At 57.6% G+C, this 20,885-nt stretch carries 20 protein-coding genes and 1 tRNA gene; 17 read left to right on the top strand and 4 right to left on the bottom strand.

The features are described from left to right. Positions 1-154: 154 nt before the first annotated feature. The 6 genes from ACR0ES_RS01995 to ACR0ES_RS01970 all read left to right on the top strand — a co-directional run bounded on the left by ACR0ES_RS01995 (position 155) and on the right by ACR0ES_RS01970 (position 5,348). Complete coding sequence (locus ACR0ES_RS01995; protein ID WP_480869315.1) at positions 155-451, top strand: virulence factor; 297 nt, start codon at positions 155-157, stop codon at positions 449-451. Between the two features lie 25 nt (positions 452-476). Continuing rightward, positions 477-1,403, top strand: a complete 927-nt coding sequence (locus ACR0ES_RS01990; protein ID WP_267365938.1) for a methylenetetrahydrofolate reductase — start codon at positions 477-479, stop codon at positions 1,401-1,403. A gap of 9 nt (positions 1,404-1,412) precedes the next feature. Beyond that, on the top strand, positions 1,413-2,468 hold the full coding sequence (locus ACR0ES_RS01985; protein WP_480545562.1) for a methyltetrahydrofolate cobalamin methyltransferase: 1,056 nt from the start codon (positions 1,413-1,415) through the stop codon (positions 2,466-2,468). A 126-nt stretch (positions 2,469-2,594) separates the two neighbouring features. Beyond that, on the top strand, positions 2,595-3,422 hold the full coding sequence (locus ACR0ES_RS01980; RefSeq protein ID WP_267365940.1) for a polyphosphate kinase 2 family protein: 828 nt from the start codon (positions 2,595-2,597) through the stop codon (positions 3,420-3,422). Positions 3,423-3,491: 69 nt separating this feature from the next. Beyond that, positions 3,492-3,565, top strand: a tRNA-Gly gene (locus tag ACR0ES_RS01975). 190 nt (positions 3,566-3,755) lie between these two features. Next, positions 3,756-5,348, top strand: a complete 1,593-nt coding sequence (locus tag ACR0ES_RS01970) for a trypsin-like peptidase domain-containing protein (RefSeq protein WP_480869313.1) — start codon at positions 3,756-3,758, stop codon at positions 5,346-5,348. On the opposite strand, the gene ACR0ES_RS01965 is transcribed toward ACR0ES_RS01970, so the two are convergent. The 3 genes from ACR0ES_RS01965 to ACR0ES_RS01955 all read right to left on the bottom strand — a co-directional run bounded on the left by ACR0ES_RS01965 (position 5,349) and on the right by ACR0ES_RS01955 (position 9,627). Then, complete coding sequence (locus ACR0ES_RS01965) at positions 5,349-6,965, bottom strand: MFS transporter (RefSeq protein ID WP_480869661.1); 1,617 nt, start codon at positions 6,963-6,965, stop codon at positions 5,349-5,351. A 48-nt stretch (positions 6,966-7,013) separates the two neighbouring features. Beyond that, positions 7,014-8,234, bottom strand: a complete 1,221-nt coding sequence (locus ACR0ES_RS01960) for an APC family permease (RefSeq protein ID WP_480869311.1) — start codon at positions 8,232-8,234, stop codon at positions 7,014-7,016. A 370-nt stretch (positions 8,235-8,604) separates the two neighbouring features. Further along, the gene (locus tag ACR0ES_RS01955) at positions 8,605-9,627 is read right to left on the bottom strand and encodes a LacI family DNA-binding transcriptional regulator (protein ID WP_480772725.1); all 1,023 of its coding nucleotides are present in this window, start codon (positions 9,625-9,627) and stop codon (positions 8,605-8,607) included. Between the two features lie 134 nt (positions 9,628-9,761). Here ACR0ES_RS01955 and ACR0ES_RS01950 point away from each other — a divergent pair, with 134 nt between their 5' ends. The 11 genes from ACR0ES_RS01950 to ACR0ES_RS01900 all read left to right on the top strand — a co-directional run bounded on the left by ACR0ES_RS01950 (position 9,762) and on the right by ACR0ES_RS01900 (position 18,771). Then, a complete protein-coding gene (locus tag ACR0ES_RS01950) occupies positions 9,762-9,947 on the top strand; it encodes a hypothetical protein (protein ID WP_267366030.1) in 186 nt (61 codons plus the stop codon). A gap of 23 nt (positions 9,948-9,970) precedes the next feature. Beyond that, positions 9,971-11,116, top strand: a complete 1,146-nt coding sequence (locus ACR0ES_RS01945) for a TRAP transporter substrate-binding protein (RefSeq protein WP_480772724.1) — start codon at positions 9,971-9,973, stop codon at positions 11,114-11,116. A gap of 107 nt (positions 11,117-11,223) precedes the next feature. Then, a complete protein-coding gene (locus tag ACR0ES_RS01940) occupies positions 11,224-11,736 on the top strand; it encodes a TRAP transporter small permease (protein ID WP_480505117.1) in 513 nt (170 codons plus the stop codon). An 11-nt stretch (positions 11,737-11,747) separates the two neighbouring features. Then, entirely contained in the window at positions 11,748-13,076 is a 1,329-nt protein-coding gene (locus ACR0ES_RS01935; RefSeq protein WP_267366028.1) for a TRAP transporter large permease, read from the top strand. A 12-nt stretch (positions 13,077-13,088) separates the two neighbouring features. Then, entirely contained in the window at positions 13,089-14,396 is a 1,308-nt protein-coding gene (gene hisD / locus ACR0ES_RS01930) for a histidinol dehydrogenase (protein ID WP_480869309.1), read from the top strand. Next, complete coding sequence (locus ACR0ES_RS01925) at positions 14,389-15,150, top strand: SDR family NAD(P)-dependent oxidoreductase (protein WP_480869308.1); 762 nt, start codon at positions 14,389-14,391, stop codon at positions 15,148-15,150. The genes hisD and ACR0ES_RS01925 overlap by 8 nt, the downstream gene beginning before the upstream one ends. Continuing rightward, on the top strand, positions 15,147-16,127 hold the full coding sequence (locus ACR0ES_RS01920) for an alcohol dehydrogenase catalytic domain-containing protein (protein WP_480772722.1): 981 nt from the start codon (positions 15,147-15,149) through the stop codon (positions 16,125-16,127). The genes ACR0ES_RS01925 and ACR0ES_RS01920 overlap by 4 nt, the downstream gene beginning before the upstream one ends. A gap of 23 nt (positions 16,128-16,150) precedes the next feature. Then, entirely contained in the window at positions 16,151-16,561 is a 411-nt protein-coding gene (locus tag ACR0ES_RS01915) for a universal stress protein (RefSeq protein ID WP_209503875.1), read from the top strand. Positions 16,562-16,607: 46 nt separating this feature from the next. Next, positions 16,608-17,114 (top strand): sulfopyruvate decarboxylase subunit alpha, encoded by a 507-nt coding sequence (comD, locus tag ACR0ES_RS01910; RefSeq protein WP_209503876.1) that lies wholly within the window; start codon positions 16,608-16,610, stop codon positions 17,112-17,114. Next, positions 17,111-17,665: a sulfopyruvate decarboxylase subunit beta gene (comE, locus tag ACR0ES_RS01905; RefSeq protein ID WP_209503877.1), complete on the top strand. Its 555-nt coding sequence runs from the start codon at positions 17,111-17,113 to the stop codon at positions 17,663-17,665. The genes comD and comE overlap by 4 nt, the downstream gene beginning before the upstream one ends. Further along, a complete protein-coding gene (locus ACR0ES_RS01900; RefSeq protein ID WP_480485593.1) occupies positions 17,665-18,771 on the top strand; it encodes an alpha-hydroxy acid oxidase in 1,107 nt (368 codons plus the stop codon). Before comE ends, ACR0ES_RS01900 begins: the two co-directional genes overlap by 1 nt. Before the next feature lie 53 nt (positions 18,772-18,824). On the opposite strand, the gene ACR0ES_RS01895 is transcribed toward ACR0ES_RS01900, so the two are convergent. Further along, the gene (locus ACR0ES_RS01895) at positions 18,825-20,870 is read right to left on the bottom strand and encodes an ASKHA domain-containing protein (protein ID WP_480869306.1); all 2,046 of its coding nucleotides are present in this window, start codon (positions 20,868-20,870) and stop codon (positions 18,825-18,827) included. Between the last annotated feature and the right edge of the window lie 15 nt (positions 20,871-20,885).

Here is a 20,885-nt window from a genome sequence, read left to right as displayed (position 1 = left end):
TTGGTATGCGTTTTCGCCGCGAGACGGGTTAAAACCCCGCCACGCCACCGTGGGCGAAAACGTCGCTTGAAAAGCGCCGGGTGTCGAAAACCGACCGACCCATCCCCACATTGAAGTTTAGAACCGGCCCATCGGGTTAGGAGGAATCACAGTAATGCCTGACGTCACCATCGTGTACTGGCGCGACATTCCCGCTCAGGTCATCGTCGGCAAAGGCCGTCGCGGCGCGAAGCGGCAATTGGAAGAACGGTTCGAGCAAGCCATCGACCGCGCCGCCATGAAGGTAAACGCCAAGGACAGTGATGCCTATCTGGCCGAATGGCGCAAGGCCGAGCCTTTTGCGGTTGATGGCGACCCGGCAGAAGTAGCCGAGGCCGAGGCCCTGCGTCTGGAAAAGGAATACGATCAGAACCGCATCAAAGCGCTGATCGCAAATGACGGTTGGGCATAAGCCCGGATCTTAATGGGAGGCCTCAATGGCTTTGCTGAACTTCAAGAAACGTGATGTGGTCGAAAACAGCCCTGTGAACCCGACCGTCGAAGCCTTCCTGCAAGGCTATTCGATCGAGGTCATGCCGCGGACCGCCGAAAAGGTCGAGGATTTCCGCGCGCTGCTGCCCGAAGGCACACGCGTCTACATTGCCCATATCGAAGGCACCCCGATTGAAGATATGGTCAAGACAGCCAAGCGGATTGCAGCCGAAGGCTATCCTGTCATGCCCCACTTCCCGGCGCGGATCATCAAGGATGCGGCGACGTTGGAAAACTGGATCTCGATGTACCAGGGCGAGGCGGGCGTCGAACAGGCGCTGTTGCTGGCCGGTGGCGTGACAAAGCCGCATGGCGATTTCGACAGTTCCATGCAGCTGATGGAAACCGGTCTGTTCGACAAGGCAGGGTTCAAACGTCTTCATGTTGCCGGTCACCCCGAGGGGAACAAGGATATCGATCCCGATGGGTCCACCAAGAATGTCGATGACGCCCTGCGCTGGAAACAGAAATTCAACGAGACCACGGATGCCGAGATGGCGCTGGCAACCCAGTTTGCCTTCGATGCCAAACCGATCATCGCCTGGGCAGATAGTCTGAAAGAGGCGGGTATCGACCTGCCCATCCACATCGGTATCGCCGGTCCGGCCAAACTGCAGACCCTTATCAAGTTCGCAATTGCCTGCGGCGTCGGCCCGTCGCTGAAAGTTCTGCAAAAGCGCGCCATGGATGTGTCGAAGCTTCTGCTGCCCTATGAGCCGAATGATGTTGTGACTGAATTGGCCAACCACAAGGCGGCCAACCCGGATTTCAACATCACCAACGTGCACTTCTTCCCGCTGGGCGGGATCAAAACCAACGCCAACTGGGCGATCAATAATGGCGGCGCCTCGGCGCAGCCTGCAAACTCCTAAGGAACGGACATGACCCGTACAGTCGTAGAATCAAAAACAAAAACCGCCGTTCTGGGCTTTGACGAACCGTTCTGCGTGATCGGCGAGCGGATCAACCCGACCGGTCGGAAAAAGCTGGCGGCCGAACTGGAAGCAGGCGATTTCTCGACGGTTGAGAAAGATGCGCTGGCACAGGTGATGGCGGGCGCAACCGTTCTGGATATCAATGCGGGCGTCGTCTACAACTCGAACCCAAACCCGAACGAGACCGAACCGCCGCTTATGCGCAAGATCGTTGAGCTGGTGCAGGGTCTGGTTGAAGTTCCGCTGTGTATCGACTCGTCGGTTCCCGGTGCTCTGGAAGCGGGTCTTGAGGCGGCGGAAGGTCGCCCGCTGCTGAACTCGGTCACAGGTGAGGAAGAGCGTCTGGAACTGGTTCTGCCGCTGGTCAAAAAATACAATGTTCCTGTTGTGGCAATCTCGAACGACGACACAGGCATCTCGGAAGACCCCGATGTCCGTTTCGAAGTGGCCAAAAAGATCGTTGAACGTGCCGCTGATTTCGGCATCCCTGCGCACGACATCGTTGTTGATCCGCTGGTCATGCCGATCGGTGCGATGGCAACTGCCGGTCAGCAGGTGTTTGCTCTGGTCCGTCGCCTGCGCGAGGAGCTGGGCGTTAACACCACCTGTGGCGCGTCCAACATCTCGTTCGGTCTGCCGAACCGCCACGGCATCAACAATGCCTTCCTGCCGATGGCAATGGGTGCCGGCATGACCTCGGCGATCATGAACCCGGTGGCTCTGCCAGTGACGCAGGCAAAAATTGCCGAGAAAAAAGAAGCCGTTGCCGCAGCTGGCATCATCCTGCCCGAAGGCATGGATGACGAGGCGTTCGTTCAGATGTTCGGCTTGGGCTCCACAAAGCCGCGCGCCGGTAAGGAGATGGAGGCCATCCGCGCCGCCAACCTGCTGACCAACAACGACCCGCATGGTGGGGAGTGGATCAGGTTCAACAAATCACCTGACGAGGCCGGTGGCGCAGCCGGTGGTCGTCGCGGCGGTGGCCGTCGTCGCCGCGCCTGATTACATCAACAAAGACAGCTAAGGCCGGGCACTGTGCCCGGCCTTTTTCGTTTGACTCTGATCAATGTCGATTTTGCGCAAGGGTTCAGGATATCCTGATCCGGGACGCAACGATCAGGTGGCACCATGCGTAAACATCACCCCCCGAAACTCTCAGAAGCGGATCTGACCAAGCGGTTGGGCAAAAAGGAGTATTTCGAGCAACTGATTGATCTTCAGGCCAAGCTGGCCAGGATTCAACAAGCGTATCTGTTTCACGGGCTCAAGGGTGTGCTGGTGTTCGAGGGTTGGGATGCGGCAGGCAAGGGGGGAACCATTCGCAGGATCAGCCAGGCTCTGGACCCGCGCAGCTTTAAGGTCTGGCCAATTGGGGCGCCCCGGAACTACTACCTCAACCGGCATTACCTGCTGCGGTTTTGGGAACGTTTGCCACCGTCCGGAGCGATATCCGCTTTCGACCGCAGCTGGTACGGGCGCGTGTTGGTCGAGAGGATCGAGAACCTGACCCCGGAAACACGCTGGCGCGCTGCTTATCAGGAAATCAACGATTTCGAACGCATGCTGGTCGACGATGGTGCCCGGATCGTCAAGCTGTTCTTCCACATCTCTGAAGATGAACAGATGCAGCGGTTTACTGAACGACTAAGAAACCCGTTGAAGCGCTGGAAATTGACATACGAGGATTTCAGGAATCGCGAGAAATGGGATGATACCGAGATCGCCGTGGATGAAATGCTGGCCCGGACGTCGACCGATCTGGCACCGTGGCACGTGATACCGGCCAATAACAAAAGATACGCGCGCATCAGCGCCATGAAGGCCATTGTCAAAGCCTTTTCAGCCGGGGTCGATCTGAACCCGCAACATCTGGACAGCCGCACGCTTGAGGCGGCCATCCAGGCTTTGGATGTAGATGACTCGCTGATCGACAGTCTTCGTGCGCGGACCGAGTGACTTTTTCCGGGCAACCTGAAACGATCCGGCTTGCGTGTCAGGGAACTCTGGTTATATCTCAGGGGTGCGGCGGGTATGATGTAATGGTAGCCTGTCAGCTTCCCAAGCTGAACGCGCGGGTTCGATTCCCGCTACCCGCTCCAGAACTTTCAGGTCAGACGGCGATTTCCGGTGAAGGCCTGCTCCGGCAGGCATGGGGGTCGTATCGGGACGTTCCACCAAATTGACTTGTGCCAGTGGATATTTCCGGTTTTGGGCATCCCTCTCGCGATTGGTAGGATTCCGGGCGTCTTATGATAGAGTGACCCCATCACTGTTGAGCAGAGCCCAACTATGCGGGAAATTGATCAGACCGGCACGAGTACACCCCAAGAGCCTTGCGCAGGTGATGTTCATGCCTTTCTGGAGAGCCTGACCGGCCCGTCCCGTGGAACGGTTTCCTGGCTTGTTGACAGCGCATTGACTGTTTCTGTTGGCGAAGGCCGTGCGCTAGGTCTGCGCCTGAAAGACAACACACCACCCCATGACGAAGATATCGCAACGCTTCAGTGGTCCGAGGGGGGCTATGTGCTCAACGCGCTGGCAGGGCAAGACATCTGGGTCAATGGCCACAAGATTGTGTCGGCAACGCTGAAACACGGCGACATGATCGAGTTTGGCGAATTGGGCCCGATCTCCCGATACCGCATATGTACTCAGAGGTTTCCCATCCGTCATACGGTCGAGGATATCCTGAGCGACGCCTATGCTTATGCGCGGTCAAGTCGCCGGCCCTTTGCCCAAAGAATGTCGGGTGCGCTGCGTGAGAGTGGGCGACGGCTTGTTTCTCAAACCACTATGTTCTTCAGGATTACGGTGGTTGCCGCGATTGCGCTGATCGCAGGTCTGCTGTTCCTGCTTTATCAAAACGACCGGAGACTGGCCGACAGCCTGCAACAGGAAGCCCGCAAGATCGAAGCGGTGTCGGCCATGCTTAGCCAGACGCGGGAAGATGTGCTGACTCCAGAAGACCTTGTGGCGTTGAGGGATGCCTTTCAGAACCAGCTGATATCAACCGAGCAGCGGTTGGGTACCCTTGAACAGCGCGCGGGGGCGTCCACCCGGGTTATCACCGCCTCTACTCAATCCGTGGCTTTCATTCAGGGCGCCTACGGATTACGTCATATCGAAAGCGGTAAACTGCTGCGCCATGTGTTGGGGCCAAACGGAGAGAAGTTGCAAACACCCTTCGGTCAACCCTGGATCGAACCGGAGGCAACAGGTGAGCCCGCAGAGTTCCAGTTCACAGGCACCGGATTTCTGCTGGAGGGTACACCGCGGTTGGCCACCAACCGCCACGTTGCCTTGCCCTGGACATCCGGCGACAAGGCTCAGGCACTGAAAAACGCAGGTCTTGAGGCCGAGATGCTGCGGTTGCTGGCCTATCTGCCAGGTCAGGCCGACCCGATCGAGGCCACTTTGGACCGGTTCAGTGAGACCGCTGATCTGGCGCTTTTGTCGGTTGATCCAAACCGTATCGAGGGGCTGGGATTACGACTGGCCGATGACCTTCCTCGCAGCGGTGACGAAGTCTTTCTTCTGGGGTATCCTACTGGCCTGAAAGCGTTAATTGCGCAGGCGGGGCCGGAATTTCTGAAAACGCTCGAGAAAGACGGGTCCGTCAATTTCTGGACGATCGCCGCACGGTTATCTGCGCAAAACCAGGTTCAACCTCTCGCCAGCCGAGGAATCGTGGCGCAGACAAGCCCGGGTGCAGTCGTTTACGACGCAGAAACAACGTCAGGAGGAAGCGGAGGGCCGGCCCTGAACCGCAAGGGAGAGGTGGTCGCGATTAACGCCGCGATCCTGCCAGAGTTCGGGGGTTCAAACATCGGGGTTCCGGTTTTGCACCTGAAAACCTTGCTGAATGAAACTGTCAGCCAGTGATCAATCACTGGTCTGGAAAGGCGATTTTTGAACAAAGAATACGACCGTCAACGGAACGATCACAGAAATCAGGGCCACGGCGATCAACAGGTGTCCAAGTTGGCCGTAATCGGCAATCGATGTGACGACACCGGTTTCCGGGTCGGTTACTGCGCGCGACACCACGAAAATCTGGTTCAGGTATTTCGTTGCCAAACTGCTGGCCGACAAGGCCATGTTGGTGAATGACGCCATGACGGCAAAAAAAGTTGCCTTCAGATGCACAGGAGCATTACGTGCGATCCAGGCCAGCATCGGAACCATCGCGATTTGACCCAGCGGGGATTCAACTGCGGTGTCGAGGATTGCAATGAACCTCGCGTCTACGATCCCGCCGGTATGCGCAGATGTCCATTCATGCACGCCGTAATACAGCGCAAGGTTGGGCAGGGCGAGGACCCCCGACGCGATGGTCAGAATGATAACGACCTGCGCAATCGAGCGGTTGGCCATAAACGGTCTCAGAACGATGAGCCCGACCAGTGCAAGCAGGGACGTCAGAAGCGCCAGGATTGCCAGGAACTGCTCGTCAAACCCCAACTCGTCGATTTCGAACCAGGTCAGCCCCGGCCCGGGCAAAGGAACCGCACGAAACACGAAAATGATTATCGCCGTACCAATCAGAGCCTTTGCCTGATTTGGGTTCAGTTCCTTCACCAAGCGCGACATCAGGTACAAGATCACACTCAGTGAGACTACAAAAATAGTTTCCTGGGCGAGTTGGAAATTCGATGTTCCCAACACGATACTCAGTACAACAAAGGCGAGACCGCCCAGCAGGATTGGCCATTTGACCTCGGTGGTTTCGTCAGGAGTATGCGGGGGATGACCTAGGCGAAGATGTTGACGCTGTATCAAACCGTGCAAAACCACACCGCTGACGGACAACAGGGGAATGACAAGCGCGATCAGATAGACGTTGCCATACAATGCAAGACGGTCTGATTTCTGCATGCCCTCGGTTCCCGAGAACACCCAGATATTGACCGCGGCTACGGCTGCGAATCCCGAGAAAATGGCGATCCTGCCCAGTGTTTGCATTGTTGTATGCTGCGCACGGGTTTCCTCGGGCGAAAACGGCTGCCCGTGGGGATTGATCTTTGGAACGGCCTCGACCGTCATCGCGTCGGCGACGACATCCTGAATGGCATAGCCGGAAGGCGCCAAGAGCAGGGCAATGATATACCAGTGTTCCAGCGGTATGACATCAACCATATGTCCGGGAAAGGCCACAAGCCCGTACATGGTGAGCAGGGACAAGGTGATCAGGGTTGCCCCCAATAGGATCAGCAATGACTTCCACCGCCAAAACAGATCAACGATATGACCCAGTGGCATTTTCAAGATCCAGGGAAGCCCGGCCCAAAACGCCAACCCGGCTACAAAGGAAGCGGATAGGTTAAGATAGTCCTTAAGAAAAAAAGCGCCGACGACCGATGTCAGGCCAGAAACCCCGGCGGCAAAGTAGACCATGAGCGGTGGCAGGTAGGACCATCGCATCTGTCGCGCCAGATCAACAAAGGTTCTTTGCCACCATGCAGAAAGCGGCGCTCCTGTAGAAGGCTGGTCAGTGGTCATGTTCACGTAAATCGCATCGCAGGATTTCCTTGACCCAATGATACAGGCTTACAGAAACGCGGACGCAAAAAGCAACAAACTGGTCACCACCCCAAAGAGGGGAACAACAAGAGGCACGCGGAACTGCGGTTCATCGGTTTCAGCCCGGGTCTTCAAAAGGATCAGTGAAAGATTGACCAGCACAAAGACCCCCAGAACAATTTGCGACGTGCGCTCGGCCAGAATGGCGATTGGAAGCGTTTGGGTCAGCAACAGGATTATCGCCGTGACCATGATTGTCGCTACCGTTGGCGTCTGAGTGACCTGAGATACCGTAGCCAGAAACTTAGGCAAATGATCCCGATCCGCGAGCCCGTAAATCACGCGGGATGCCATGATCATCTGGATCAGAACACCATTGATCGTGGCTACGATGGCAATGGTCGAAAACCCCTGCTGGATAACCTCGGGCGCGTCCGTAAAAATCAGGGCCAGCGGTGCGGCGGACGTCGAAAGGACATCGATCGGCACCACATACAGAACAGTCATGGACGTACCAAGATACAAGACCGTGGCCAGAACAAGCGTCAACAGGATCGCTTTCGGGATTGTTCCGGCGGGGTCTTTAACTTCTTCAGCGACATTTGCCATGTCCTCGAAACCCACGAAGGCGAAAAACGCCAGAAGCGAAGCGGCCAAAATCCCTCTCCAGGCGTTTGGGTCCAGCCCGGGAACCATCTGGGTGAGCGCATAGCCCTGAGGCTCAGGAAGGGACAGGCCCCAACCAATAACGACAAGTAGCCCGCTGATCTCTATGATGGTAATGACTGCCGCCACCATTACCGACTGCGTGATCCCCCATAGGGCGATCAGCCCCATGATCAGAACTACACCGATTGTCAGACTTGAAATGCCTAAACCTGTAAGCGTTTGAAGGTACGACGCGGCCCCGATAGCCACGGCCGAGGCCGAGATGATGCCCGAGGCGGCCACCGCGAGACCAACCAGAACGGCCATCCAGCTTTTCTGAAACCCTGCTTCGACATAAGCGGCTTCACCCGCACTCACAGGATATCGGGTTGCCAGTTCTGCGTAGGACAGGGCAGTCAGCGCAACAACAAGCGCGGCAATCAGGAACGAAACAGCGGCATACGGGCCCGCTATCCCGGCCGTCGCACCAACAAGCACGTAAATTCCAGCGCCCACGGTTACCCCAAGCCCATAGAGCGTGAGCAGCGGGGTCGTCAGCGCCCGCCGCAGCTTTGGTGTCTTTTGTTCAACGATGGACATCATCTATCCGCCAATTGGAATGCGTTGCGTGTCTTGGTTTGACATTAAAGTTTCTATGCTTGGTCCCGTTGCCTCGATCATATGAGTGACTGACGTGCGGTTGGTCCCGAGAAGCCAGAGCGTAGTCGGCAGAAGAGCGCGCCTCGCATTTGCCGCGCCCGTGGAGTGAAACCTTCGCGCCGTTGAAGTACTGATCACCGGTAAATTTGCTTGGGGTCAGGCAGGTGAGCGTCGGGCCCGTTGATATATTCGTACTTCACTATGTGGTCACTTTGCGTGCTTTGACTCAGGTCAATGAAAGCGGATCGTCACACTGAATCGTAGACCGGTGCGCCTTTTACACGCAATGAACCGCCGAACTTTCTGAGCCTTAAGGAATGCGGTCAAGCAAGGAGTCTCGGGTGACCAAATGGGTCAAAAGCTCCAAAGACTGGCCCGCAGAGTTCGTTTCGATCATTCGTATCAACTCCTGCGCAGCCTTTTGACCCATTTCACGGTGGGGCACGTGAACCGTTGTCAGGGCAGGGCTGACAATGCGCGCGATTTCGATGTCGTCAAAGCCTGTAACCGACACGTCTTCGGGCACTCGGAGCCCCATTTTCTGCGCCTGCCTCAATGCGCCGACTGCCAGAACATCGTTTCCGCACAAAACTGCGGTCGGCGGCATGTCAGTCGCCATGAGATCCCTGAATGCCGTCGCGCCATTTTCGAATTCATACGTGGTTTCGATCACCATTAGGTCATCCGGCTGCAGGCCGTGTTCAGCCATGGCGCTTTTTATCCCAGCGATCCTGAGCCGCGCCCGGTCATTACCCGAACTGATACCCGATATCGTCGCAAGACGCGTATGTCCCTGTCTGATGATCTGGTCTGCCAGCGCTTTCATGGCCTTGCGGTTGTCGAACCCAACTGACGGCACAGGTTTATCCGGCAGAAAGGACCAGGCAACCAGCGCGGGCACTTTCCGTCTGTCCAGATAATCGTAAATATCTGCGTCCCTGTCATGACCGATCAATAACAGCCCATCCGCACCCCGTGCGACCAGGGTTCGGATCTGATCCTTTTCCGCTTCGGGCTCATAGGCTGAACTGGAGACCAGCAGCGTGTAACCACGCTGATGTATCTCTTCCTGAAACGCCTGCAACCCCCTTGCGAATATCGCGTTTTCCATGGTGGGGATGATGGCGCCAATGGTAAATGACCGCTTGGCCGCCATCACGCGGGCCGCGAAATTTGGCGTGTACCCCAATTCCTCGACCGTCGACAGGACACGCTTGCGCGTTGCTTCAACAACTTGTTGCGGGTTGTTCAGACACCGGGACACTGTCGCGGTCGAAACACCCGCGGCCTTGGCAACGTCATCCAGTGTCGGAGCAGACCGATGTTTTGACATTCTCGAACTCTCAATTCCAGTTGGCTTAAGTTAATCGCATTTTTCAAATGATGAAAGCACCAATGTAAGCGCTTGCAATATTGATGTAAGCGCTTACAAAGGTGTTGAGCCGATTCTGAACGGGAGTCCCGGAAATGGTCCTTGCTGCATCTGTCGTCGTTTTCGCGATCTATTTCGCCAACGTTGCTTTGGGTGCTTTCGCAGGCCGCGCGTTTCTTGGTGACGTAGGAGAGATGTTGGTTCTGTTCGCGGCGTCGATTTTGTTCGTTGTCGCGATTCTGAAAAAGGAAGCTGACCGAAACGCAACAGACGGCAGCTGAACTTTTGCTTGGGAGGGCAATTCATGAACAACGACGAGATTGAACTGACGTCAACAGAACGTCGCAACTTTCTGAAGCTGAGCGCGAGTGGCGCGTTCACGGCCGCATTGGTTGCTGGAGCAGGGGGTGTTTTGTGGTCTTCCGAGGCTGCCGCGCAAACCGCAAAAGAAGAGAGTGAGCGCGAAAAGGCCGCAGACCACGTTATGACGGTGGCTACAGCCTACGTGCTGGGCGCGTCGCGCAGCTATCCGATCATGCAGCTGGACCTGAAGGAAAACATCCAGAATGCTACCAACGGCAAGGTCTATGTCAAATTGGCCCCCGGCGGCCAGCTTGGCGCAGGCGGCGCGCTGGTGCAGAAAGTACAGGGTGGAACCATTCAGGCCGCGCAGCACTCGCTGTCGAATTTTGCACCTTTCGCGTCCACGGTCGACCTGATCAACATGCCGTATCTGTGCGGATCGAACCAGCGCTTCACCAACCTTGTCCATTCGGACACGTGGAAAAGCGAAGTCCACCCCAAGGTCGAGGCGGCAGGCTTCAAGGCCTTGTTCTATGTGAATATCGATCCGCGTGTTGTCGCTGTCCGGCAGGGTGGCAATGCGGTCATAACCCCGGGCGACATGAGTGGGATCAAGTTCCGTGTTCCCGGATCGAAGATGCTGCAACAATACTATCGTATGGTCGGTGCCAACCCGACGCCTGTGGCATGGGGTGAAACACCTTCGGCGATCAAGCAGGGTGTTGCCGACGCGCTCGATCCGTCGGTCGGGGCGCTTTATGTTTTCGGTTTCAAGGACATCCTTAGCCATGTGACCTTCACGCAAGCCGTTCCGGACAGCCAAGTGTATTCCTGTAATCTGGAGTGGTTCAACTCGATGCCTGCAGACGTGCAGGAAGGCATCATGTGGGGTGCCGAGATGACCGGGCATCAGAACCTGTCCAAAGTTCCGTCGGCCCGCGCCTATGCCATGGCCGAGTTGAACAAAGCTGGTGTTGAATTCCATTCGCTCAGCGATGATCAGCTGGCGGAATGGCAGGATGCCGGTGGGTATCAGCGTTCGGAATGGGATCCGTTCAAGACGGAACTGGCCGGTTCGATGGACAACTTTGAGAAGCTGGTCGAAGCGGCTGGTACGCAGGGCAAATACTACGTCCACGACGCCTAAGGTGAAACCCGTGGGCGCCTGCGGGCGTCCACGATCTTGTACTGCGCGGCCGACAGTGGCCCGTCAAGGCAGGTGCGGACTTGGCTGTTCCATCGCCGGAGGATCAGATGACCGTTCTTCAGAACATTGACCGAAACGCCGAACGCTGGTTGCTGCTGGTGTTCTACGTGATGCTGGTGATCACCATGGCCATCGAGGTGCTGCGGCGCGAGATATTCGCCTATTCCTCGATCTGGGGCGAAGAAATCGTACGGTATTCCTTTATCTACCTTGCCTGGATCGGTGCGGCTGCCGCGGTGAAAGAGCGCGCCCATATCCGGATCGACGTGATCATGCACTACGTCGGGCCGCGCCCCAAAGCACTGCTTTATATCTTCGGCGATCTGGTGATGTTCATGGTGGCGATCATCGCACTCTACTGGTCGTATGAAGCGGTTCACGTTTCGGCCAAGTTTGGTTCCGTTACGGACGGTTTGCGAATTTCCAAGGTTTGGTTCCTGATGGCTGTGCCGACCGGGTTTGCCCTGATGATCTGGCGGCTGATCCAATCCCTGTTACGCGATCTGAAATGCCTTCGCGACGGCACGCCCGTCTTCGAAGGCGACAAACTGTTTGACTGAGGAGAGACCGGATGCTTTGGAACTCCCTCAATCAAACCGTTGAACTGGGCTGGGATTTTTATCTGCCGGTGATCCTGTTTGTTGCCCTGATCGCTTTGGCCGTACCGGTTTGGGCGGCCATTGGAACGGCTGCGATCGTAATGCTGATCATGTCCGGTGACCTTCCGCTCAGCCTTGTCGGAGAGAGCCTGTTTACTGGCATCGACGCTTTTGCCCTGACTGCTGTGCCCTTGTTTATCCTGACCGGGGATGTTTTGGTTCGGACAGGGTTGTCACGCAAGTTTCTGGATGTTGCCGAGGCTTTGACATGCTTCGCCAAGGGGGGCTTTGGATCGGCCACGGTGCTGGTCTGCGGAATGTTTGCCGCGATTTCGGGGTCGGATGCTGCGGGGGCTGCTGCGGTGGGTCGGATGACCATCAACCGGTTGGTGGAAAGCGGGTATCCGCGCCCCTACGCCTGTGCTCTGGTCGCGGCCGGTGCCTGCACAGGCATCCTGATACCGCCCTCAATCGCCTATATCATCATCGGCCTTGTGCTGGGCATCTCCGCATCAACGCTTTTTCTGGCCGCTCTGATCCCGGGTCTGGCTATCCTGGTCTCGATCCTGATCACCAACATCATCATGAACCGCCTATATGCATACGAAGGCGGCGGCATGATGACCATGGGGGAATGGTTGGCCAATCTGGGCAAGGCGCTCAGGTCCGGCTGGTATGCCTTTATCGTACCGGGGATTATCTTTTACGGTATCTTCTCGGGGCGCCTGACGCCGACTGAGGCTGGTGCCACGGCTGTTGTCGTCACCATCATCATGGGCTTCATCTTGCGTACACTGACACTGGCCGACTTTCCGTCGATGCTGGTCAGTTCTGCCAAGGTGAACGGGGTGATCCTGCCGATCATCGCCTTTTCGGCACCGCTGGCCGAGGCGCTGGCGATCATGGGCGTTCCGCAAGGGTTTGTCACTTCGGTGACCTCGCTGACAGACGATCCGTATCTGCTGATCCTGCTGATGATCGGCATCCTGATCGCAGCGGGCTGCGTCATGGAGACGACACCGAATATCGTGATCCTGGCACCGATCCTGAAACCACTGGCTGACAATATCGGCATGAACGAGATCCAGTTCTGCATCATGATGATCACCGCGCTGGGAGTGGGTTTTATCACCCCGCCGCTGGGGCTGAACCTGTTCGTCGTATCTGGCATTACCGGTGAATCCATTCTGAAGATTGCCGCCCGAGCCGTGCCTTTCGTATTGACCATGCTGATCGTGGTGATCCTGATCGCCTACGTGCCAGCCGTGTCGACAACATTGCTACCTGAAATCTACCAATAGGACCTGCTGAACATGCCTCGTGAATATCTAAAAAAGGCAACTTTAACGGCTCAATCACACGCCTCAGAGGTGCATGATACGGTGAAGACAATTCTGACCGATATCGAGGCGGGCGGTGATGCAAAGGCAAGAGAATACGCCGCCAAGTTCGACAAGTACGAAGGGAATGTCTTGCTGACCCCGGCTGAGATTGAGGCCGCCTGTGCAAAAGTTTCCGAAAAGCTGAAGGCCGACATCCGTTTCGCCCACGACAATGTGCGGCGCTTTGCCGAGACGCAGAAAGCGACCGTATCTGACGTTCAGACCGAGATCGTTCCGGGCTTCGTTGCTGGGCAGAAGGCAATTCCAGTGGATGCTGCAGGGTGTTACGTGCCAGGGGGGCGATACAGCCACATCGCCAGTGCGATTATGACAGTGACCACCGCGAAAGTTGCCGGATGTCGCCACATCACGGCCTGCTCGCCCCCGCGTCCCGGCGAAGGGGTCGCGCCTGCCATCGTTTATGCGGCGCATATCTGCGGGGCCGACAGCATTCTGGCCATGGGGGGCGTGCAGGGTGTTGCCGCCATGACCTACGGCCTGTTTGGTCTACCGCGCGCCAACATCCTTGTGGGCCCCGGCAATCAGTTCGTGGCCGAAGCCAAGCGCATCCTTTACGGCAAGGTTGGTATCGACATGATCGCAGGTCCGACCGACAGTTTGATCCTTGCCGATCAGTCCGCCGATGCGCATGTCGTCGCCACCGATTTGGTCAGTCAGGCCGAGCACGGATACAACTCGCCGGTCTGGCTGGTCACCGATGATCGCGACCTTGCGCAAAAGGTGATGGAACTGGTGCCTGCGCTGATCGCAGATCTGCCGGAACTGAACCGCGAAAACGCCTCGGCCGCATGGCGCGATTATGCTGAGGTTATCGTCTGTTCCAACCGCGAAGAGATGGCCGCCTGTTCCGACGAATACGCACCTGAGCATCTAACGGTTCAGGCTGAGGATCTGGATTGGTGGCTGGAACGGCTGACCTGTTACGGATCGCTGTTTCTGGGCGAGGAAACAACCGTGTCATACGGAGATAAAGCGACCGGTACGAACCATGTTCTGCCAACCTCGGGCGCGGCCAGCTATACTGGCGGGCTGAGTGTCCATAAATACATGAAGATTGTGACGTGGCAGAAGGCCACGCGCGAAGGGTCGAAGCCCATTGCCGAAGCGACCGCGCGGATATCGCGGTTGGAAGGAATGGAAGGTCACGCCCGTGCCGCAGATGTGCGTCTTGCAAAGTATTTCCCGGACGAGCAATTCGACTTGACCGCCGATGGATGACCCGCGCTCATTGTTTGACCTGACTGGCCGGGTGGCGTGTATCACCGGTGCCAGCTCGGGACTTGGGCAGCAAGTGGCACGGACTCTTGCCGCAGCAGGTGCGCGTGTTGTCGGTATAGCCCGGCGCAGCGAGGCATTGGCGCAGATGCAGGCCGAGATTGGCACGCGCGCTGCAACGGTTGTTGCAGACGTTGCAGATCGAGATGGGGTAAATGCGTTGACACAGGCCGTCGCTTCCAAGTTTGGCCCTCCGGACATACTGGTCCATGCGGCTGGGGTGAACACGCGTGAGGCTGCGGATGATGTTACTCCTGAGGGGTGGGATGCCACGCTTGCCCTGAACCTCAGCGCACCGTTCTTCCTTAGCCAAGCCATGGTGCCGACAATGAAGGAAAAGGGGTGGGGGCGAATTGTCAATTTCGCCTCGCTGCAAACAACGCGCGCTTTTCCAGGTGGTATCGCCTATGGCGCGTCCAAGGCGGGGATCGGGCAGTTGACACGCGCCATGGCCGAGGCGTGGTCGCCCTTTGGCATAAACGCCAACGCCATCGGACCGGGGTTCTTTCCCACCGAACTGACGCAGGCTGTGTTCGACGACCCCAAGCGCGCGGAACGGAACGCCGCGCAAACCTGTATCGGACGCAATGGGCGGATGCAGGATATCGACGGGCCGATCCTGTTCTTATGCTCTCGGGCATCTGACTATGTCACGGGACAGGTTCTGATGGTTGACGGAGGGTTTACTGCCAAATGAAGGCTCTGGTTTACAAAGGTGTTGAACACATGGTTTTTGACGATGTGCCGAATGCCGAACCGGGCGCATCGGAACACCTGATCCGGGTCGAGGCGGTTGGCATCTGCGGATCGGACATGCACGCCTATCTGGGCCATGATGCACGTCGCCCAGCGCCCCTGATCCTCGGGCACGAGGCAGCCGGTGTCATAGCTGATGGTATCCGCGCCGGTGACCGGGTGACGATCAACCCGCTGGTAACCTGTGGCCAATGCGCGGCATGTCGGGCGGGTCGCGAGAATCTGTGCCCGGACCGCCAGATCATCTCGATGCCACCGCGCGAAGGGGCGTTCGCGCAATATGTCTCGATGCCAGGCAGAAATCTTGTCGACGTGCCCGATGATGTCCCTTTCGCCAAGGCTGCGCTGGCCGAACCTCTGGCGGTAAGCTGGCACGCAGTCAGACTGGGGATCGAGGCTCAGCATTCTGCGATGGACCGCCGCGCCTTGGTGATTGGCGGAGGGGCTATTGGCCTTGCGGCGGCCTTGGCCCTGCGGGCGCAGGGTATTGAAGACGTTACAATCGCGGAACCAAACGCGTTGCGCCGGACTTATCTGGCGGAAATCGAAAGTTTTGCACTTGTGGATGCGCCCAATGGGTCTTTCCCGTTGGTCATTGATGCTGTTGGATATGCCGCGACACGGTCGGTCGCTTCGGCCCTGGCCGCGCCGGGTGGCGTGATCGCGCATGTCGGATTGGGTGAAGATGCCAGAGGTCTGGACGTGCGTCGCATGACCTTGCAGGAGATCACCTTTATCGGAACCTACACCTACACCGCGCAGGATTTCCGCGACACGGCTCAGGCGATCTTTGACGGCCGTCTTGGCGCCCTGAATTGGGTTGATGAGCGTGCACTGGCCGATGGCGCGCAGGCGTTTCGCGATATCCGCTCTGGCTCTGTAGCCGCACCGAAGATTATCCTGAGACCCTGGGGATAAACCTGACAGAACTGGAGGCCACCATGTATAAGAAAATTCTGGTCCCGATGGCTTTGGATCACGGCATTTCACAGCATACGCTGGAAGTCGCGCGTGCCTTGTCCGAAAACGGGGCCGAGGTCATCGGCTTGCATGTCTACGAAATGCCACAGGGATCGGTCAGCGCCTATCTGGACAAATCCGCAGTAGCCGAAGGGTTCGAGCGCGCGAGGCAGGCCTTGTTGCAAAAAGTTGACGGGCTGGATGGTGTGAAAGCCGAAATCATCAAAGGGCACACCGCCCGCACCATCATTGACTACGCGACCAGCAACAATGTGGACTGCATTGTCATAGGTTCGCATAAACCGGATCTAAGCGACTACTTTCTGGGATCGACAGCGTCACGCGTTGTTCGTCATGCCCCCTGCGCTGTACATGTGCACCGCAGAACCTGATTTCCTTAATCGCGCCAAGCGCCCCAACAGGACCAACAGCCCGACCATGAACATAGACAAGAAGATAACCGACGACCTGGTGGCCAACGATATCTCGTTCGTCACCACCGTCCCCTGCAAGCAACTGGCAGGCGTCATCGCTGAAATCGACCAGCGAGAGGACATCTATCACATCCCGTCCAACAAGGAAGACGAGGGGATGGGCCTGTGCGCCGGGGCATGGATGGGCGGCAAGCGTCCCGCGATCATCATGCAAAACACCGCAATCGGTGTGACGATCAACACGCTGGCGACACTGATCCAGTTTTACCGCATGCCATTGCCGATGCTGATTTCCTATCGCGGAGAGCTGCGCGAACCGGTTGCCTGCCAGGTTGAAATGGCCGTGCATACCAAAGCGCTGCTGGCTCAGCTGAATATCCCGACTTATCATTTCCACCATCAGTCAGATGTTGAGGAGCTCGACACGATCCTCAAATACACCTTTATGTGCAATAAACCGGTCGCCATTCTGACCGATGCCAGTTTCTGGGGAGGCTATGGCGACCAATGATCCGTTCTGAGATTCTGAAAGAAATCGCTCCGATCCTGCGCGATCAGCTTGTTGTTTGTAACATCGGCATTCCAAGTCAGGAACTGCATGCCATCGACGACCAGCCCACCAATTTCTACATGCTGGGCACGATGGGGCTGGCCTCATCCATCGGTCTGGGTCTGGCCTTGTCGCAGCCCAAGCCGGTTATCGTGATCGATGGGGACGGGTCGGTTCTGACCAATCTGGGTACCTTGCCGACCATCGCCAACAACGTGGCGGACAACTATATCCTGTTGATCGTCGATAATGGGTCGTACGGGTCCACTGGGGATCAGCCGACGTATGCCGGGCAGAAGACCTCTCTGGCGAAAATGGCGGAAGCCGCAGGATGCGAGCGCGTAATCGAATGTCAGGCCGAAGACACCGGCCGCGTGCTGCAAGAAGCGCTGGATTCGAAACAGATGACCATCATCGTGGCTAAGTGCGAAAGCGGAAATGCCAAGATGCCTGTTATCACGATGGATCCGGTGGTGATCCGCGACCGGTTCATGAAGGCCGTACAGGCCTGATGTTATCCAGCGCTATCCACAGTTCCGAGGACGCCCGCCGCCTCGCGCGGCGGCGTCTGCCGTGGATGGTATTTGACTATATCGACGGTTCCGCCGGGTCCGAGGTTGGTGCAGCCCGAAACAGGGCTGCACTGGATGCGCTGACCCTTCGCCCTAGAATTCTGAATGATGTCAGCGAAAGGTCGCTTACTTGTTCCGTCTTTGGCAGGTCGACCCAACGCCCGTTTGGCATCGCACCGATGGGCATGTGCAATCTGTCGGCCCCCGGTGCAGATCTGATGCTGGCACGTCTTGCGGCGCGGTACGAGGTGCCGCTTGGGGTATCAACCGTCGCATCAACCCCGATGGAAGACCTGATTGTCGAGGCAGAAGGACATGCCTGGTTTCAACTGTATTTCAGCGGTGATGGCTGTGGTACGTTCAAGCTGGTCGAGCGCGCAAAGGCTGCGGGGTACGAAACGCTGGTGCTGACGGTGGACGTGCCCGAAGTGGGACGTCGCCCGCGTGAATTGCGCCATGGGTTCAGGATGCCATTCAAAATGGGGCCAAAACAGGTGCTTGATTTTGCCCTGCACCCCCGGTGGTCGCTATCAACGCTACTGCGGGGCAAGCCCGAAATGGCGAATTTCCTGATGGACGGATATGATTTTGATCGACGGGAAAGCCGGGCCAAGGCGACTTGGGAGACTTTGGACCGTCTGCGCGACCAGTGGGCCGGGAAACTGGTGGTCAAGGGCGTTCTGGATGCAGAGGACGCGCTGAACCTCAAGTCGGCAGGTGTCGATGCCATTCAGGTCTCAAGCCACGGTGGCCGCCAGTTGGACAGTGCGCCCGCGCCGATTGCCGTATTGCCTGAAATTCGGAACGCCGTCGGTCCGGAATATCCGCTGTTTTACGACAGCGGTTTGCGCTCGGGCGAGGATGTTTTGAAAGCCTTGGCAAACGGCGCAGATTTTGCCTTCTTCGGCCGCATCCTGCAATTTGCAATCGCGGCAGAAGGGGAAGAAGGGCTTGAGCAACTGTCGTCTGTGCTGAGTGATGAAATGAGTATTGCCATGGCGCAGATGGGCGTTTCGTCGCTGGACGAGGTGCGTCTCGAAACCTGAAACCAGTTTGGGGAACGACCCGAGGCGTACTTGCGAGTCGTTCCTATGCTGGTCTAACCGCGGCGTCTGCGACGGCGCCCACCGCCTGTTTCGCTCTCTCCACCTGTGTTGAAGCTTGGATTGGGCAGCGTGACAACCTGCGCCAGTTCCGGAAACGGATCGGTTTTGTGCGGGATCGCGTTGGCGGCCACGAAATGATCCTGGAACTTCGGCTCAATTGCGGTTTCGATCTTGGTGATCTCGCGCACGACGCGTTCGATTTCAGCGCGTGATCCGATATTGCACAGCGCAATCCGCGCACCTGTACCAGCGGCGTTACCCGCGCTGGTGACCTTGTCCAGCGGTGCATCAGGGATCATGCCCAGAACCATGGCGTGCTTGGTCGAGATATGAGCGCCAAAGGCACCGGCCAGAACCACACGATCCACCTTGTCGACTTCCATCTCGTCCATCAGAAGGCGCGCACCGGCATAAAGCGCGGATTTGGCCAGTTGGATGGCGCGGATGTCGCCTTGCGTGACAGTGATGCGGGGGCCACCTTCGGCGCTGGCATCGTGAATCAGGTAAGCGTGTGTGCGGCCTTCGGGGATGCAGCGGGCCGTTCCAGTCTGCTCGGCCGATCCGATCAGGCCGCTTTCATCCAGAAGGCCGGCCATACGCATCTCGGCCACAGCTTCGATAATGCCCGAGCCGCAGATACCGGTGATACCAGTGGTGGCGACATCAAGGTCAAAGCCGTCTTCGTCCGACCACTTCTCGGACCCGATGATGCGAAAGCGGGGTTCCTTGGTAAGGGGATCGATTTCGATCCGCTCGATCGCGCCGGGTGCTGCGCGCTGGCCAGAACTGATCTGAGCGCCTTCAAACGCAGGCCCGGTAGGTGAGGAACAGGCCAGAACGCGGCTGGTGTTGCCCAGCAGGATTTCGGCATTGGTGCCCACATCGACGATCAGAACCAAGTCCTCGGATTTGCCGGGTTCTTCGGACAGGGCAACCGCCGCACAATCCGCGCCCACATGGCCCGCGATGCAAGGCAGGATATAGACCTGCGCGCGGGGGTTCATGGTGGTCAGTTCCATCTCACGTGCGGGCAGGGACATCGACTCGGACGTGGCCAGGGCAAAGGGCGCCTGACCCAGCTCGACGGGATCCAGACCCAGCAGTAGATGGTGCATGACCGGGTTGCAGACAAACACCGTTTCAACGATCAGCGTGGTGTCAATGCCGGCTTCTTCGGCGATTGAGGTGGTCAGATCATTGATCGCCTCGCGCACGGCTTTTGTCATTTCCCGATCCCCGCCGGGGTTCATCATGGAATATGAAACACGGCTCATCAGGTCTTCGCCAAAGCGGATTTGCGGGTTCATCAGACCTGATGACGCTTTAACTTCGCCGGTTTCCAAGTCGGTCAGATGAGCCGCAATCGTAGTTGAGCCGAGGTCGATGGCCAGCCCATACAGCCCGCCTTCGTGCAGGCCGGGCCAGATTTCGACAATGCGTGCGACGCTGTCCTTGTGGCTTTTGTGAACTGCCACAGTGACTTCCCATTTGCCTTTGCGCAGAACCGGTTGCAGCTTGGACAGAAGCGATAGGTCCGCTGTGACCGCGTCAATTTTCCATTGCTCGCGCAGCGCGCGTTCAAGGCGCTCCAGATCGCCGGTTGGCGAATGCATGTCGGGCTCTTCCACCACCACGAAATACAGACGCGTTGCCGGATCCATGATGATGGCGCGTGCCGTGGCGGCCTTGCGAACGACCTGACGATGCACCTGGCTTTCCGGCGGCACGTCGATCACGACATCGCCCTGAACCGAGGCCTGACAGCCCAGACGACGACCGGGTTTCAGGCCGCGCTTGTCGTCATAACGTTGCTCGACCGCGTTCCATTCGCTCAGCGCATCCTGGGCCACCGTGACGCCGTGCTTGGGAAATTCGCCATAGCTTGGGGTGATCTGACACTTTGAACAGATACCACGGCCCCCGCAGACCGAATCCAGATCCACTCCCAATTGGCGGGCTGCGGTCAGAATGGGCGTGCCGACAGGAAAATGCCCGCGTTTGCCGGACGGGGTAAAGACGACAAGTGGGTCGTTGGTCATGAGTGACATGCCTTT

The organism is Ruegeria sp. N7, from assembly GCF_056531345.1.
This window is presented reverse-complemented; position numbering and strand designations above follow the sequence as displayed.